This window comes from Rhodanobacter sp. UC4438_H5, from assembly GCF_052978405.1.
In genome coordinates, this window is sequence record NZ_CM129672.1 from 1,525,630 (window position 1) to 1,539,941 (window position 14,312).

Consider the following 14,312-nt stretch of genomic DNA (forward strand, 5'->3'; position numbering starts at 1 on the left):
CTCAGGCGGCGGCTTCCGCCGGAAGCGCGGCAACAGTGCGGCGGCGCTGCCGCACTGCCCGCGCCAGCCGCTGCAGCACCTGCACGGAATCCTCCCAGCCGAGGCAGCCGTCGGTGATGCTCTGGCCGTAGCGCAGCGGCTGGCCGGGCTGCAGCTCCTGCCGACCGCCGAGCAGGTGGCTTTCCACCATCACGCCGAAGATGCGCGTTTCGCCGGCGGCGATGCGCACGGCGAGGTCTTCGATCACCCGCGGCTGGTTCTCCGGGTTCTTGCCGCTGTTGGCGTGGCTGGCATCTATCATCACCTGCGGGCGCAGGCCGGCCTTGTCGATCGCGGTGCAGGCGGCATCGACGCTGGCTGCGTCGAAGTTGGGCGCCTTGCCGCCGCGCAGGATCACGTGGCAGTCGCCGTTGCCGCTGGTGCTGGCCACGGCGGCCCGGCCGTCCTTGGTCACCGCCATGAAATGGTGCGGCTGCGACGCGGCCTGCACCGCGTCCACCGCGATCTTCACGTTGCCGTCGGTGCCGTTCTTGAAGCCGACCGGGCAGGACAGCCCCGAAGCCAGCTCGCGGTGCACCTGGCTCTCGGTGGTGCGCGCGCCGATCGCGCCCCACGCCACCAGGTCAGCGATGTATTGCGGCGTGATCATGTCGAGGAACTCGGTGCCGGCCGGCACACCCAGCGTGTTGATGTCGCGCAGCAGGCCGCGGGCAAGGCGCAGCCCCTTGTCGATGCGAAAGCTGCCGTCGAGGTCGGGGTCGTTGATCAGCCCCTTCCAGCCGACGGTGGTGCGCGGCTTCTCGAAATACACCCGCATCACGATCTCCAGCGCGTCGCCCAGTTCGCGGCGCAGCGGCGCCAACCGTGCGGCGTACTCCAGCGCCGCGCGGGGGTCGTGGATCGAGCACGGGCCGATCACCACGGCGAGGCGGTCGTCGCTGCCGCAAAGCATGCCGTGCATGGCGCGGCGCGCGGCATCCACGGTGGCCATCGCGGCGTCGCCGGCGGCGCAGTCGCGCATGATCTCGGCCGGCGTGCCGAGGGGGGTGATGGCGCGGATGCGCAGGTCGTCGGTGGCGTGCATGGCGGCTCTCCTGGGGATATTCAGGTGGCGGCCAAAAAAAAACCGCCATGGATTGGCGGTTCGGTGTGGTTTTTCGATCAGTTCAAAACGATCGCGTCCGCGCCGCCGCCGTTGGCTTCGGGTAGCCGTAAAACCAGAAATACAGGCGGGCGGTGATGGAGGACATGGCGCCATTGATAACACAATGGACGTCCAAATCAAACCTTCGCGTCCAGGCGATAGACTGCAGGCATGCCCTCGCCCATCGACGTGCTGCGCCAACCGATCCGCCACTGGGTGCTGCGCGCCTTCCCGCGCGCCGGCTCCGACGGCCCCGACTACGACCATCCGCACGGCGATCCGGGCCTGTTCGGGCCGCACAGCGCCACCTGGCGCGTGCACTCGGATTTCCCCGGCATGCTGGCCGGCGGCCTCGCCGCGCTGACCCTGCAGACGCTGCACCCGCTGGCGCTGGCCGGGGTCTGGGACCACTCCAATTTCCGCGGCGACCTGGTCGGCCGGCTGCGTCGCACCACGGCCTTCGTCGGCGGTACCACCTATGCGCCGCGTGCGCAGGCCGAGGCGATGATCGCGCACGTGCGGATGATCCACGGCCACGTCACCGGGCACGGCGAGGACGGACGGCCATACAGCGCCGACGATCCCGACCTGCTCACCTGGGTCCACGTCAGCGAGGCGTACTGCTTTTTGCAGGGCTACCGCCGCTACAGTCACATCGCGATGCCGCCCGGTGCTGCCGACCGCTACTACGACGAGGTGCGGCGGATCGCCGAGGCGCTTGGCGCGCGCGACGTGCCGGCGTCCGAACGCGAGACCATGGATTATTTCCGCCGCATCCAGCCCGAACTGGCCTTTACCGAACGCTCCCGCATCGTGCTCGGCCTGCTCGCGCGGGTGCGGCTGCCGGTGCCGGCGGCCGCGCTGTCGCGCGACCTGTTCCTGCGTGCCGGTCATGCCCTGCTGCCGGATTGGGCGCTCGCGGCGCTCGGCCACACGCCTCGGCAACAGCGCCAGGCGCGACTGGCCGCGCGTGCGCTGTGGTCGATCGCGCCGGTGTTCCGCGCCGCCCTGCAGGACGGCATCGCCAGCCGCGCGTGTCGGCGGGTGGACGTGGCGCCGGAGCAGTTGTCGCACTGGACGCAGCTCCACGCCGTCAATCAGCATTGACAGCGCCACCCTATCGGCTAACGTCACCCGGTGACGTCAGCCAGGGGCGCCTGTGGCAACACTCATCCCAACCCGCAACAGCTGCCTGCCGCGCATGACCGGCGGCGAGAAGCGTGTCTCCGAACGGCTGGAACAGAAGCTGGAGGACGACTACCTGCTCTGGTACGACGTGCCGGTCGGGCTCAAGCAGCGCCATCCGGACTTCGTGGTGTTCCACCCGCGCCGCGGCCTGCTGGTGCTGGAAGTGAAGGACTGGAAGGCCGACACCATCCGCCACGCCGACAGCACCCAGTTCACCCTGGTCACCGAGCGCGGCCTGGTAAAGGAGAACAACCCTCTGCTGCAGGCGCGCGCATATGCGCTGGAGATCGGCGTGGTGCTGGAGCGCGACCCCGCGCTGCGCCACCCGCAAGGCTCGCGCCACGCCGGCAAGCTGATCATGCCGTGGGGCTGGGGCGTGGTGCTGGCCAACATCACCCGCAAGCAGTTCGACGAGGGCGGCCTGGGCGAGGTACTGCCCGAGCACCTGGTGATCTGTCGCGACGAGTTGTACGAGACGGTCGACGCCGAGGCGTTCCAGCAGCAGCTGTGGGCGATGTTCCCGCAGGTGTATCCGGTGGCGCTGACCCTGCCGCAGATCGACCGCGTGCGCTGGCACCTGTTCCCCGAATTGCGCGTGGAAGCCGGCAGCGGCCAGTTCGGCCTGTTCGGGCCCACCGATGCCGCGGTGCGGCCGCTGGAAATCCCCGACCTGGTCAAGGTGATGGACGCCCAGCAGGAGCAACTGGCACGCTCGATCGGCGGCGAGCACCGGATCATCCACGGCGTGGCCGGTTCCGGCAAGACGATGATCCTCGGCTTCCGCGCGATGCAGCTGGCACGCGAGATGAGCAAGCCGATCCTGGTGCTCTGCTACAACAAGACGCTGGCCGCGCGGCTGGAACAGTTGATCGGCGAACGCGGCCTGGGCGAGAAGGTGCAGGTCTACAACTTCCACAAGTGGTGCCGCAAGATGCTGGTGGCCTACCACGAACCGCTGCCGCCGGGCAGCGGCAAGGCCTTCATCGAGGCGCTGCCGCCGGCGGTGATCGCCGGCGTGGACCGCGGCCGCATTCCGCGCGCCCAGTACGGCGCGGTGCTGGTCGACGAAGGCCACGACTTCGAGCCGGACTGGTACAAGCTGATCGTGCAGATGATCGACCCGGCCACCAACTCGCTGCTGGTGCTGTACGACGACGCGCAGAACATCTACGGCCATGCCGACCGCCGCAAGATCAGCTGGAAGAGCCTTGGCGTGCAGGCGCAGGGCCGCACCACCATCCTCAAGCTCAACTATCGCAACACGCTGGAAATCCTCTCGGTCGCCCGCGCGTTCGCCCAGGACCTGCTTGCCTCGCGCAGCGACGACGATGACGGCGTACCGCTGATCGCGCCGGAAAGCGCCGGCCGCCGCGGCGCCGTGCCCGAGCTGGTGCGCACCGAGACCGCACGCGCGCAGATGGATGTGCTGATCGCCCGGCTGCGCGACGAACACGCGCATGGCCGTCCGTACTCCGACATGGCGGTGATCTACCGCAACCAGTGGGAAGGCGAAAGGCTGCACGAGGCACTCAGGCAGCTCGGCATCCCCAGCCGCCTCGCCGACAACGCCGGCAAGCAGGCCCTGTTCGTGGTCGAGGACAGCGTGAAGCTGGTGACCATGCACTCCAGCAAAGGCCTGGAGTTTCCCTTCGTCATCATCCCCGGCATCGGCGGCCTGCCCAAGGAAGGCCAGGCCGAAGCCGACGAGGCGCGCCTGCTCTACGTCGCGATGACCCGCGCCACCGAACACCTGCTGCTGATCCACCACGACGACTCGGTGTTCTCCAAGCGCATCCGCGACTCGATCAACGAAGTGCAGGGTCAGCTGAAAGACACGCCGTAAGCCAGCGCCCCTCTTTCGCGTGAACCCGCCCGCGAGCGATGCTTTCGGGGTCCGGATTCGGTATCTGCAAGAGCGAGAGCATCGCCCACGAGCGAGCTCACAAGGGGCGTCGCAGCCATCGGTGGCCGGCTCGAGAAGTTGAAAAACTCACAAGCTCTCAGCGTGGCTTGACCGGCAGATATTGCCGCCGCTCGCCATGGCGCGCGCCGCGGGTGTCCACGTTCGCGCACAGCGTGCCGCTGTCGCACAAGGTCACGTCGGCGCCGTTGTAGGCTTTCAGCAACTCGGCGGAAAGCTGGTTGTCGCGAATCACGCGGGTGTAATGCGTCGACAACCACACGCTGCCGGCCAGCAACAAGGCGAACGCCAGCACGACGGCGCCGAGGGTTTTCCATATCAACTGGCGATGCAGCCGTTGCAGGTGACCGATCTGTCCGGCCAGCGCCTGTGCAGTCTTTTCCACATCGCCGCTCGCCGAATCCAGACGCTGGCGATAATCGCCGATCGACGAGCCGAGGCCCTCGCGCATCAGCGAACTCATCTCGGCCGGCAAAGTCTGCAACGCACCATCGGCAGAGGTCTTGACTACCGCCGGCAGTTGCAGCGCCAGTCCCTGCAGCGCATCGGCCAGAGCTTGCAGGCGCGAGTCGATGGCGGCGCCGCGGCGCTCGTAATGCACCATCAGCGTCGCGGTCTTGTCGATCAAGGCGGTCAATTCGTCCTCTTGCATGGTGTCGCTCCGTGATGCCAATCGATCGTGTTCAGCGCTGCAGCACGGGTTCCGGAACGGGTTGCAGCCGCGGTGGCGCGGGCATCGCCTGCTGCTGCGCCGCGTGCTGCTCCAGCCAGCCCGCCTGCGTCGCGGCGCGCTCGAGCAGCCGGCGGCCAGCGTCACCATCGGCCAGCGTGCGGTTTTCGCGGCTGAACGTCGCCCAGTCGTTTGCCTGTCCGGCCGCCAGCAGGCGGTCGAGCCGTGCCGACAAATCGTCGGCTGGCGTCTTCCATGCCGACTCGGGCGTTACCGTCCGGGCACCCGCCTGCACCGGCTGCCGTTCAAACTGCCGGCTCAGCACTTCGTCGCGGGGCTCGGCGTTGTACGGATCGCTCACCTTGCCAGCCTCGTGCTTTGGCACCAGCAGCTCGTTGTAGCCCTCGGGACGGAGTCGGTCGACCTTGCGGCCGAGTCGATAGATCAGCATGCCGTCCTCCGAGCGATGCACCACGTTCAGGCGCGGGCCGCCGGGTACCGCCTGCAGCGTGAGGAACGGCTGATCGCTGAGGGCATTGAGGTAATCGCTCATCAGGTTGTCGCTGCGGATGGCCAGGCCATCCCGGTGATAGCTGCCCCCGACGTCCGAATGCACCCCAGCCACGATCACGCCCAGGAAGCGACCATCCGGCGTCATGCCCGGATCGATGATGCGATCGGACTTGAACAACCCGCGCCGCTCGTCCGCGGAAATGATCTGAAACCCGGAAATCACCGACGGCGGCAGGCGCCGGTCGTGCTCGCGCACCGGCTCGCCGGTACCCACTGCATCGAACAACCCCACCACCTGTGCCACCTGGCCCGGCTCGACCAGCGGGGACCTGGTGTATTCGACGCGGGTGATCTGGTGGTGGCTGTCGTAGGCGTAGACCGCGCCAGCGGGATCCTGGATGCCGCGATCCTCCACCAGACGGGCAAACCCTGCCGCCTCCTCCGAGCCGCGACTGAAACCGAGATCGGCAACGCGGATTTCAGCCTGAGGATCTTCTCGCCGCCACTCCTTGGCCTGCTTGATGAACAGCTTGTACATCTTTTCGATGCGTTCATCGTAGGTATTGCCGTTGATGCCATCCAGGGTGCGCGCGAGATAGTGATCCTGTGTGCCGGGGCCGGGGACGTAACCCACCTCGATCTGCTTGTTGCCCTGTTTGACCAGGGCGTCAATCTGACCTTTGATTTTGGCCACGTTGGTCGCATGCTGCGGGTCCTTGAATACATCGTTGCCCGTGCCATCGAATGCTGCCAGGAACAAGTGCTCGTGTGGATTGTTGGCATGTATCAGCAGCGGCGCTTGAAATCGTGACAAGGCCTCCGCCGCATCGACGTAACTCTGCAGCCTCGGAGCGTCGGCCTTGTAGTACGGCACGCCATCATCGCGGATCCCGTCCTTGTCCAACCTGTCTTCGTGACCCATTCCCTTGCTCCCAAATCGATCAAATCAATAGGTGTGTGTCCATGCAAGAAACAGGTCATCTCGGAAATCGCTGTCCTTGTTTCCAGGAATCTGTTCTGTCTTGGTCGGAATGAACATTTTTGTATAGACGTCAATGGCGCGGTCGTTTACTACCAGGATAATGCCGGGTTCGCCAGCCACGGGACCATGGAAAAAGTCGGCCATGTCCGCCTTGGGCACTTTGTGCCAGACCAGCTGATCCTTGAAGATCGCCGCCATGTCCACCTTGGCCTCGTGCTGAACGCCATCCAGCGATTTCCACCGCACTTGCGCAGGTGCCGGGAAGTTCTCGATGCCAAGGTAGGATGCGTTCCAGTTCGTCTTGTAGTTGCCTGCCGGCGGTGGTGGGCTGACCTCGTCAGGCCCATCTTCCACCTGATAGTGACGGTCGTAGATCACCTGGCAACCAATCGTGTTGTAGCAATAGGCGACGAAATTGTGTTGTGCAAACCGCAACGGCACCGCATACGTTTCCGGCGGTGGCTGGATCTTCGGGGACTGATCGGTCATGGCGGCGTGGCATCCTGTCGTCAGTGCAACGGCTATCGCTATCAAGGGAAGTACGGCGTGGCGTATGGGCTTCCGTCGGTGCATCGGGCTCTCCTGCCTCGGTCTGCGAACACCACGGAATGTACGGTGCCGAAAGAGCCGTGCGCAACGCGTTGGCGAAGGAAATGCCGAATCCATCAGGTGTTGGCGCCGTTCGCCCACCGCGCCATGAGGCCTGCGCCCACAGCCGGAGCGATTGATACACTGCAAGCTCCATTCGCGCGACGGGCGTACCAGGAAGAAGCACGAGGCCGGCATGAAGCAAACCGATCGACGCCCCATTGCGGCACGCAGCAGCGCCTGGGCGAAATTCGTCACCCGCGCCCTCGTGCGCACCTCGATCACGCCCAACCAGATCTCCTGCGTCAGCGTGCTGTTCGCCGTGCTCGGGGCGACCGCGCTGCTGGCAATGACCGCTCCGGCCGGCATGCTGCTGTGCGCCGCCTGCATCGTGCTGCGGCTGCTCTGCAACATGTTCGATGGCATGGTCGCGGTCGATGGCAACAAGGGCACGCCGGCCGGGGCGCTGTTCAACGAAATACCCGACCGGCTGGCCGATTCGCTGTTCCTGGTGGCGCTGGGTTACGCGGCCGCCCTGCCCTGGCTGGGCTGGCTGTGCGCGTTGCTGGCGGCGCTCACCGCGTATGTCAGGGTGCTCGGTGGTTCGCTGGGGCTGACCCAGGATTTCCGCGGGCCGATGGCCAAGCCGCACCGCATGTGGCTGCAGGTGGCGACGCTGTTGCTCGCCGCGGCACTGCTGCCGTGGCGGCATGAACTGCTGCTTGCCGGCGCCGGCCTGATTGCCGCGGGCTCGGCGCTCACCTGCATCTGGCGCGCCCGCGCGATCGCCGTGCGCCTGCGCCAGGGCAATGCCGCATGATGACGTCGCATGTCCTGGTCGGGCTGGTGCGCCTGCTGGTCGGCGCGCATGCGCGCTGGATCGGCTGCAAACCATCGCCCGCCCAACGGATCTACTTCGCCAACCATTCGAGCCACCTCGATACGCTGGCGCTGTGGTCGGCGCTTCCGCCGAACTTGCGCGCCACCACGCGGCCGGTGGCGGCGCGCGATTACTGGGGCCACGGCGGCTTTCGCGGCTTCATCGCCGACCATGGCTTTCGCGCCGTCTACATCGAGCGCGACCGCACCCGTTGCGACGGCGACCCGTTGCTGCCGTTGCGGGAGGCACTGGACACGGGCGAGTCGCTGATCATTTTCCCGGAGGGCACGCGCAGCCAGCAGCCGCTGCCGCAACCGTTCAAGGCCGGGCTGTTCCATCTGGCGCGCGATTACCCGCAGGCAGAGCTGGTGCCGGTCTACCTGGATTCGCTGCACCGGAGCATGCCCAAGGGCAGCCTGCTGCCGGTGCCGCTGACCTGCGTGGTGCGCTTCGGCGAAACCATGCGATTGCGGGCGAACGAAGACAAGGACGATTTCCTCAGGCGCGCCCACGCGGCGGTGGTGGCACTGGCATGACGGCACAGCAGAAGTTCTGGTGGGTGATGGGCGGCATCCTGGCGCTGTTGCTGCTGGCCAGCGCGATCGGCGGCTGGCTGGGACGGCGGGCGGCGCCGGGCAAGCGCGAGGTGATCGACAACCTCAACGCCCGCATCCGCGCCTGGTGGTGGATGGCCGCGCTGCTGTGCGCCTGCTTCGTGCTGGGCCGCGTCGCCACCCTGGTGTTCTTTGCGCTGGCCTCGTTCTTCGCGCTGCGCGAGTTCGCCACGCTCACGCCGACCCGCCGCGGCGATCACCTGCCGCTGGTGCTGTGTTTCTACGTGGCGATACCGCTGCAGTACTGGCTGATCGGCATCGACTGGTACGGGCTGTTCGCGATCTGCATTCCGGTGTACGGCTTCCTGCTGTTGCCGGCGATCACCGCGCTCAGCGGCGACACCGAGAATTTCCTGGAGCGCACCACCAAGATCCAGTGGGGACTGATGCTCACGGTGTACTGCGTGAGCTACGCGCCAGCGGTGCTGCTGCTGCACATTCCCGGCTATCAGGGGCAGAGCCTGCTGCTGATGCTGTACCTGCTGCTGGTGGTGCAGATCAGCGATGTGCTGCAGTACGTGTTCGGCAAGCTGTTCGGCCGGCACAAGCTGGCGCCCAGGGTGAGCCCATCCAAGACCGTCGAGGGCCTGGTCGGCGGTGGCCTCTCGGCCATCGCCATCGGCGCCTGCATGTGGTGGATCACGCCGTTCACGTTCTGGGGTTCAGCCGGCATGTCGCTGGTGATCGTGCTGGCCGGCTTCCTCGGCGGACTGGCGCTGTCGGCGGTCAAGCGCAGCATCGGCGCGAAGGACTGGGGCAGCATGATCGAGGGCCACGGCGGCATCCTCGACCGGCTCGACTCGGTCACCTTCGCCGCGCCGATCTTCTTCCACATCGTGCACTATGCATTCATGTGATCCGGGGCCGGATCAGCGGCGATAGGGCGCGAGCAGCCCGGCCGAATCGAACAGCCCCGCCGGCAGCAGGTAGCGCGGATCGCGGCCGGCGGCCAGCAACTGGCGGATGCGGGTGGCGGAAATCTCCAGCGGGGTGACCGCCAGCTCGATCACGCGACCGGCTGGCGCCAGCCGCAACGCCGCGGCGTCGTCCGCCCGGCGGCCGGCGAGTTCCCGGTGCAACGCTTCCGGCAGCGGGGCCTGTTCACCCGGACGGCTGAGCACGCCAATGTGCGCCAGCTCGAACAGCCGCTGCCACTCGTGCCAGCCGGGCAAGCCGGCGAACGCGTCGGCGCCGAGCAGCAAAACCAGCGGACGATCACCCTGCTCGGCGCGCAAGCCGGCCAACGTGTCGACCGTGTAGGACGCGCCCTCGCGGGCCAGCTCGCGCCCATCCGGGATCAGCCGCGATTGGCCGCGCAGCGCCACCTGCAGCATCGCCAGCCGCTGCGCCGCGCTGGCGATCGGCGGCGGGCGATGCGGCGGCAGCCCCGCCGGCATCATCAGCACCTCGGCATCGAGCAGTTCGGCGGCTTCCCACGCCACGCACAGATGGCCGAGGTGGATCGGATCGAAGGTGCCGCCAAAAATCGCCAGCGGTTTCACGCGAGCGCCTTCGCGGCGCGCGGCTCGGCAATGGCCGCGATCAGCCGTTCGGCTTCCAGCCACGCATCGCCCTGCTCGCGGCCCTTGGCCATGCGGTCGATGCGCGCGGCACGCGCCAGGCATTGCAGCCAGTGTTCGCGCGGCGCACGGCGCAATGCCTGGCGGAACATCTGCTCGCGCGATTGCCACAGGCGCTCGGCCTTGGCCTGCGCGGCGAAGTTCTGCGCATTGGCCAGACGCAGCGCCAGCTGCAGCTGGTTGACCAGCCAGCCCATCAGCGCGATCAGCTCGTCGCCTTCGGAACGCAACCCGGCCAGCACGCGCAGCGCGCGCGCACCGTCGCCGGACAAGGCGGCGTCGGTGAGCTTGAATACGTCGTAACGGGCGCTGTCGGCGACGAGACTCTCCATCTCGGTCGCGTCGATGCGGCCTTCACCATGCAATACCGCCAGCTTGTCGACCTCCTGCGCCGCCGCCAGCAGATTGCCCTCGACCCGCTCGGCCAGCAACGCCACCGCGTCGGCACTGGCGCTGAGTCCGCGCGAAGCCAGCCGCGCACCGACCCAGGCGTTCCACTCGTGCGGCCGCGGCGCATTGAACACCACCATGCTGTGGCTGGCGTCGAGCTTCTTGCTCCAGGCGCCGTCGTGCTTGCTGCTCCACTCCATCGCGGTGATCAGCAAGGTGACGTCCGGCGGCGGGTCGGCGCAGAACGCGGTGATCGCCTTGGCGCCTTCGATGCCGGGGCGACCGGTCGGCAGGCGCAGGTCGATCAGCCGGCGGCTGGCGAACAGCGACATGCTGGCGCCGGCGCGGGCGACGTCATCCCAGTCGAAATGCTGGCCGACCTCGAGCACCTCGCGCTCGCCGTAACCCAGTCGCCGTGCCTGCGCGCGCAACGCGTCGGCGGCTTCCAGCACCAGCAGTTCCTCGCCGGCCAGCAGGTAGACGGCGTCGAGTCGATCCGCCGCCAGCGCCTTCGACCACTGGTTCGGGTTGAGCGGCATCAGCGCACGCTGGACGCCGCGGCGGGAGAATGGGCGGCGGCCTGCAGGCGGAACATGATCGCCTGCACCATGTCGTCATCGAGGCTCTTCTGGATCTGCTCGACCTGCGAGGCGCTGCCCACCGTGTTGCCGGCGTCGTAGCTGAACTCGCGCGACATGTTGATGGTCTGCTGCGGCACCAGGATCTGCCCGGTGGCGTCGGTGACGCCGAACCTGACCGTGTAGTGGATCGCGAACTCGCTGATGCGCGCGTAGCCACCGGAGGTGAGCGTGTCGGTGTTGAAGGCGGCGGTGGGTACGGCAAGCTCGGCGATGCCGGGGCCGGGCGCGTCTTCGACGGCAACGCCGGCGCGTTCCAGCGCGAGGGTCAGCTGGCGCTGGAAATTGCTGCCGCCGTGGGCGTCCAGATGCACCCGCTGCATGGCCGCGGGCAGGTTGGCGTTCTGACGCAGATGGAAGCCGCAGGCAGTCAGCGCCAGCGCGGCGAGCAGCAGCGACAGCAGGCGAATCCGACGCGCGTTGATGAAGCCCATGGTTGTCATCCTGCGACGATGTTGACGATCTTGCCGGGCACCACGATGACCTTGCGCACCGTCATGCCCTCGAGGAACTGCCTGACCTGCGGCTGCGCCCGGGCCAATGCCTCGGCCTCGTCCTTGCCGGCGTTGACCGGCAGCTCGATGGTACCGCGCAGCTTGCCGTTGACCTGCACCGCCAGCGTCGCGGTGTCGCGCACCAGCGCGACGGGATCGACTCGCGGCCACGGCTGGTCCTCCAGCACCGCGACCGGGTGGCCGAGCACCTGCCACAGCGCGTGGCAGACATGCGGCACCACCGGATTGAGCAGCAGCACCATCGTCTCCAGCGCCTCGTGACGCACGGCGCGGCCCTGCTCGCTGGCGTCGTTGAACTTGCCCAGCGCGTTGAGCAGCTCCATCAGTGCGGCGATCGCGGTGTTGAACGCGTGGCGCCGGCCGATGTCGTCGCTGACTTTCTGGATGGTCTCGTGCAACTGGCGGCGCATGGCCTTCTGCGCGGCATCCAGTGCCGCCGGGTCCACCACCGCATGGTCGGGCCCGCCGGCGTGGGCGGTCACCTCGCGCCAGAAGCGCTTGAGGAAACGCGCCATGCCCTCGACACCGGCCTCGTTCCATTCCAGCGACTGCTCCGGCGGCGCGGCGAACATCGAGAACAGGCGCACCGTGTCGGCGCCGTACTTGGCCACCATCGACTGCGGGTCGACACCGTTGTTCTTCGACTTGGACATCTTCTCGATGCCGCCGATCCGCACCGGTTGCCCGTCGGTCCTGAGCCGTGCGCCAGTGACGCGGCCGTGATCGTCGCGCTGCACTTCCACGTCGGCCGGGTTGAACCATTCCCTGGAGCCGTCGGCGTTCTCGCGGTAGAACGTCTCGGCGATCACCATGCCCTGGCACAGCAGGTTGGTGGCCGGTTCGTCGGTGGCCACCAGGCCTTCGTCGCGCAGCAGCTTGTGATAGAAGCGGAAATACAGCAGGTGCAGGATGGCGTGCTCGATGCCGCCGATGTACTGGTCCACGGGCAGCCAGTAGTTGGCGCGGTCGTCGACCTGGGTGGCCGCGCCGGGCGAGGTGTAGCGCGCGTAGTACCAGCTCGACTCCATGAAGGTGTCGAAGGTGTCGGTCTCGCGCTCGGCGGCGCCGCCGCAATTCGGGCAGGTGGTCTGGCGCCAGGCCGGGTCGGCCTTGATCGGCGACTGCACGCCGGAGAAGGCGACGTCCTCGGGCAGCAGCACCGGCAGTTGGTCTTCCGGCACCGGCACGTCGCCGCACGCCGCGCAGCGGATCACCGGGATCGGGCAGCCCCAGTAGCGCTGGCGGCTCACGCCCCAGTCGCGCAGGCGCCAGTTGACCCGGCGCGCGCCGCAGCCGGCGCGCTCGAAGCGCGTGGCCAGCGCGTCGAACGCATGGGCGAAATCCATGCCGTCGTACTCGCCGGAATTGACCAGGGTGCCGCGCGCGGTCCAGGCCGCCTCCTCCATGATGCGGCGCTCGAACTCCTGCACCACGCGCAGCGGCGCGGAGACATCCTGCGCATGGATGTCGCGGCCTTCCAGCGCGGCCAGCATCGCGTCGCTGCCCACGCCCAGCGCCAGCTCGTGGCGGATCTGTTTCAGCGCATCGAGCACCGACTCGTCGACGATCACCATCCTGATCGGCAGGCTGTACTTCTGCGCGAATTCCCAGTCGCGCTGGTCGTGTCCCGGCACTGCCATCACCGCGCCGGTGCCGTAGCCCATCAGCACGAAATTGGCCACCCAGATCGGCACGCGCTCGCCGCTGATCGGGTGGATCGCGCACAGGCCGGTGTCCATGCCGCGCTTGTCCTGGGTCTCCAGCTCGGCCTCGGACACGCCGCCGTGCTTCAGCTCGGCGATGAAGGCGGCCAGCTTCGGATTGTCCTGCGCCGCGCGCTGCGCCAGCGGGTGCTCGGCGGCGATCGAGAGGAAGGTCACCCCCATCAAGGTGTCGGGGCGGGTGGTGAACACGCTCAGCGGTTCGCCCTCGCCGTCCAGCGCGAAGCGGATCTCCAGCCCCTCGCTGCGGCCCAGCCAGTTGCGCTGCATGGTCTTGACCGCATCGGGCCAGCCCGGCAGCGCGTCCAGGCCGTCAAGCAGTTCCTGCGCGTAGTCGGTGATCTTCAGGAACCACTGCGGGATCTCGCGCTTCTCCACCAGCGCGCCGGTGCGCCAGCCGCGACCGTCGATCACCTGTTCGTTGGCCAGCACGGTCTGGTCCACCGGGTCCCAGTTCACCACCGCGTTCTTGCGGTAGGCCAGGCCCTTCTTCATCAGCCGGGTGAACATGCGCTGCTCGTGCACGTAGTAGTCCGGCCGGCAGGTGGCGAACTCGCGCGACCAGTCGAACGCGTAGCCCATCGCCTGCATCTGCGCGCGCATGTGCTCGATGTTGGCGTAGGTCCACTTGGCCGGCGCGGTCTTGTGCTTGATCGCGGCGTTCTCCGCCGGCAGGCCGAATGCGTCCCAGCCCATCGGCTGCAGCACGTTCTTGCCCTGCATGCGCTGGAAGCGGCTGATCACGTCACCGATGGTGTAGTTGCGCACATGCCCCATGTGCAGCGCGCCGGACGGGTACGGCAGCATCGACAGGCAGTAGAACTTGGCCCGGCCGGACTGTTCCTTCACCTCGTAGGCGCGCTGCGCATTCCAGTACTGCTGCGCGGCAGCCTCCACCGCTTGCGGGCGGTAGGCGGTTTCGTCGGTGTCGGCAGCGGTCGGGGCTTGATTGTCCTGCATGATTTCGG

The 14,312-nt window shown here is 67.6% G+C and carries 13 protein-coding genes; 5 read left to right on the top strand and 8 right to left on the bottom strand.

The genetic code is table 11. The features are described 5' to 3' along the window. Position 1: 1 nt before the first annotated feature. Entirely contained in the window at positions 2 to 1,084 is a 1,083-nt protein-coding gene (locus ACVCL9_RS07225; protein ID WP_447098614.1) for a 3-deoxy-7-phosphoheptulonate synthase, read from the bottom strand. 231 nt (positions 1,085 to 1,315) lie between these two features. Here ACVCL9_RS07225 and ACVCL9_RS07230 point away from each other — a divergent pair, with 231 nt between their 5' ends. Together ACVCL9_RS07230 and ACVCL9_RS07235 are read left to right on the top strand one after the other, a co-directional pair. Then, positions 1,316 to 2,251, top strand: coding sequence for an oxygenase MpaB family protein (locus ACVCL9_RS07230; RefSeq protein WP_447098613.1), 936 nt, complete (start codon positions 1,316 to 1,318; stop codon positions 2,249 to 2,251). 52 nt (positions 2,252 to 2,303) lie between these two features. Further along, a complete protein-coding gene (locus tag ACVCL9_RS07235; protein ID WP_447098612.1) occupies positions 2,304 to 4,175 on the top strand; it encodes a 3'-5' exonuclease in 1,872 nt (623 codons plus the stop codon). A gap of 157 nt (positions 4,176 to 4,332) precedes the next feature. On the opposite strand, the gene ACVCL9_RS07240 is transcribed toward ACVCL9_RS07235, so the two are convergent. The 3 genes from ACVCL9_RS07240 to ACVCL9_RS07250 are packed head-to-tail and all read right to left on the bottom strand — an operon-like array spanning position 4,333 to position 6,907. Further along, the gene (locus ACVCL9_RS07240; RefSeq protein ID WP_447098611.1) at positions 4,333 to 4,905 is read right to left on the bottom strand and encodes a relaxation protein; all 573 of its coding nucleotides are present in this window, start codon (positions 4,903 to 4,905) and stop codon (positions 4,333 to 4,335) included. Between the two features lie 31 nt (positions 4,906 to 4,936). Further along, positions 4,937 to 6,358, bottom strand: a complete 1,422-nt coding sequence (locus ACVCL9_RS07245; RefSeq protein WP_447098610.1) for a T6SS phospholipase effector Tle1-like catalytic domain-containing protein — start codon at positions 6,356 to 6,358, stop codon at positions 4,937 to 4,939. A gap of 24 nt (positions 6,359 to 6,382) precedes the next feature. After that, positions 6,383 to 6,907, bottom strand: coding sequence for a hypothetical protein (locus ACVCL9_RS07250; protein ID WP_447098609.1), 525 nt, complete (start codon positions 6,905 to 6,907; stop codon positions 6,383 to 6,385). A 295-nt stretch (positions 6,908 to 7,202) separates the two neighbouring features. Here ACVCL9_RS07250 and ACVCL9_RS07255 point away from each other — a divergent pair, with 295 nt between their 5' ends. The 3 genes from ACVCL9_RS07255 to ACVCL9_RS07265 are packed head-to-tail and all read left to right on the top strand — an operon-like array spanning position 7,203 to position 9,357. Next, complete coding sequence (locus ACVCL9_RS07255) at positions 7,203 to 7,826, top strand: CDP-alcohol phosphatidyltransferase family protein (protein ID WP_447098608.1); 624 nt, start codon at positions 7,203 to 7,205, stop codon at positions 7,824 to 7,826. Beyond that, on the top strand, positions 7,823 to 8,422 hold the full coding sequence (locus ACVCL9_RS07260; protein ID WP_447098607.1) for a lysophospholipid acyltransferase family protein: 600 nt from the start codon (positions 7,823 to 7,825) through the stop codon (positions 8,420 to 8,422). The genes ACVCL9_RS07255 and ACVCL9_RS07260 overlap by 4 nt, the downstream gene beginning before the upstream one ends. Further along, on the top strand, positions 8,419 to 9,357 hold the full coding sequence (locus ACVCL9_RS07265; protein WP_447098606.1) for a phosphatidate cytidylyltransferase: 939 nt from the start codon (positions 8,419 to 8,421) through the stop codon (positions 9,355 to 9,357). Before ACVCL9_RS07260 ends, ACVCL9_RS07265 begins: the two co-directional genes overlap by 4 nt. Before the next feature lie 12 nt (positions 9,358 to 9,369). Here ACVCL9_RS07265 and nadD read toward each other — a convergent pair whose 3' ends face one another. The 4 genes from nadD to leuS are packed head-to-tail and all read right to left on the bottom strand — an operon-like array spanning position 9,370 to position 14,304. Then, positions 9,370 to 10,002, bottom strand: coding sequence for a nicotinate-nucleotide adenylyltransferase (nadD, locus tag ACVCL9_RS07270; protein WP_447098605.1), 633 nt, complete (start codon positions 10,000 to 10,002; stop codon positions 9,370 to 9,372). Beyond that, positions 9,999 to 11,009, bottom strand: a complete 1,011-nt coding sequence (gene holA / locus ACVCL9_RS07275) for a DNA polymerase III subunit delta (RefSeq protein ID WP_447098604.1) — start codon at positions 11,007 to 11,009, stop codon at positions 9,999 to 10,001. The genes nadD and holA overlap by 4 nt, the downstream gene beginning before the upstream one ends. Further along, positions 11,009 to 11,542, bottom strand: a complete 534-nt coding sequence (locus ACVCL9_RS07280) for an LPS-assembly lipoprotein LptE (RefSeq protein ID WP_447098603.1) — start codon at positions 11,540 to 11,542, stop codon at positions 11,009 to 11,011. The genes holA and ACVCL9_RS07280 overlap by 1 nt, the downstream gene beginning before the upstream one ends. Before the next feature lie 5 nt (positions 11,543 to 11,547). Beyond that, the gene (gene leuS / locus ACVCL9_RS07285; RefSeq protein ID WP_447098602.1) at positions 11,548 to 14,304 is read right to left on the bottom strand and encodes a leucine--tRNA ligase; all 2,757 of its coding nucleotides are present in this window, start codon (positions 14,302 to 14,304) and stop codon (positions 11,548 to 11,550) included. Positions 14,305 to 14,312 lie beyond the last annotated feature (8 nt).